Consider the following 1,677-nt stretch of genomic DNA (forward strand, 5'->3'; position numbering starts at 1 on the left):
TTATTAAAAAAAATATTTAAGAAAGAATAATTATTATGCGCATCAAAAACTTAAATCAACGAACCAAATTATGGCACCAACACCGAAAAAAATACATCAACGCTTCCGAAATCGCTTCCATTACAGGGTTAGATCCCTTTCGTTCCATGGAACAATTAGTTCATGATAAACTCTTTGGCACCACTTTTACCGCTAATCAATATACGCTTCATGGACAAAAAATGGAACCCATCGCTAGAGAATTTTTCATTCAAAAAACCAATTTAACTTTTGAAGACGCTATTTTTACTGATGATCAAGTTAACCTTTTTTCTGCATCTTTAGACGGATACAATGAACAACATCAAACTGTTTTAGAAATTAAATGTCCTTATGTGAATGAAAACCAAGAAGTCTCGTCCACTTGGACTGGTTTTTTAACTAATCCTCAACTAGAAAATATCCCTCAATACTACTGGGCCCAAGTTCAATGTCAACTCTATTGTTCTCAAGCGAACTTCGCTTACTTTTTGGTTTATTTTAACGACCAAAATTATCATGTAGTGCGGATTTATCAAGATCAAATCTTTATCACGAAAATGATTCAAGATAGTCAAAAATACTTATCCCTTTTCACCAAAGCCAAAGAAGAATTAGAAAAAACCACTTATTTAAAACAATTAAGGAAAATCAAATAATTAATTAATATTTTTAGACCTTCAAAACGAAGGTCTTTTTTTTATGCAAAAATTAAAATTAAAAGGAGAAATAATCATGAAATTAATCGTTTTTGAAGGGCTTGACGGAAGTGGAAAAACTTCTCTTATCAATTCCCTTAAATCCCAATTAAAAATCCCTCATCAACTGTATCAAGGATTAGGGAGTAGCTCTATTGGGAAGGAAATTAGAGATTTATTTTTAAATTTTCAACAAGTAGATTACCTCACACGTTTTTATTTAAGTCTCACCAATATGGCCCAAATCCAAGCGGAATTATTTAAAAAAAACCAATTAATTATCTTAGACCGTTGGTTGCCATCTACTTATGCTTACCAATTATTTCCTTTTTTCAAGGAAAAACAACAACTTTTACCTTTAAAAAAGATCTTTAAGCTGAATCATGAAATTATCTTAAAAAAACCCGATTTATTGATTTATTTAGATATTGATCCTCTTATCGGAAAAACCAGAAAGAATAAACAAAAAAACCATCAAAGAGATTTGATTGAAAGACAATCATTAACTTATTTTCAAACTGTTCGCCAAGGATACAATCATTACCTCACTCATTATACTAGCGACATTAAGAAATTAATCTTAAACGGAAGTGATCCCATTCCATCCAATATCCAAAAAATTATGAAATATCTAGGAGAAAGATAATGGCTATTGTTATTAAGAAAAAATGTCAAAACGGTAATCTCTATTTTTATTACCATAATGGGAAAATTAAAACCATCAAACCTGATGGGACCATTACTTGGAAAACAAAAAAAATTAAGAAGAAAAGACCTTAAAATAAGGTCTTTTTTTTCTGGAGAAAGGAAATAAGATGTTAACTAACGAAGATTTTTACCACATTAAACAACTTAACACTAACATTCAATGTGTTAATATTTTAAAAAAACTTTTTCATAAATCATCTTTTTTACTTAATTTTCATGAATATATGAATCATTATCACCATTTACTAGATCA

General features: G+C 29.4%; 2 protein-coding genes. Both read left to right on the forward strand.

All coding sequences use genetic code 11. The annotated features are described in order from the left end of the window. The first annotated feature begins 35 nt into the window (after nucleotides 1-35). Nucleotides 36-677, forward strand: coding sequence for a YqaJ viral recombinase family protein (locus OL66_RS02450; RefSeq protein ID WP_034172318.1), 642 nt, complete (start codon nucleotides 36-38; stop codon nucleotides 675-677). A gap of 76 nt (nucleotides 678-753) precedes the next feature. Beyond that, nucleotides 754-1,362, forward strand: a complete 609-nt coding sequence (gene tmk / locus OL66_RS02455) for a dTMP kinase (RefSeq protein WP_034172319.1) — start codon at nucleotides 754-756, stop codon at nucleotides 1,360-1,362. Nucleotides 1,363-1,677 lie beyond the last annotated feature (315 nt).

It is taken from the genome of Chrysanthemum yellows phytoplasma (genome assembly GCF_000803325.1).
Lineage (GTDB): Bacteria > Bacillota_I > Bacilli_A > Acholeplasmatales > Acholeplasmataceae > Phytoplasma > Phytoplasma asteris.

What these genes read in the sequence shown, in the direction of transcription:
- OL66_RS02450 (WP_034172318.1), top strand. Translation starts at nt 36, where the DNA reads ATGCGCATCAAAAACTTAAATCAACGAACCAAATTATGGCACCAACAC.
- tmk (WP_034172319.1), top strand. Translation starts at nt 754, where the DNA reads ATGAAATTAATCGTTTTTGAAGGGCTTGACGGAAGTGGAAAAACTTCT.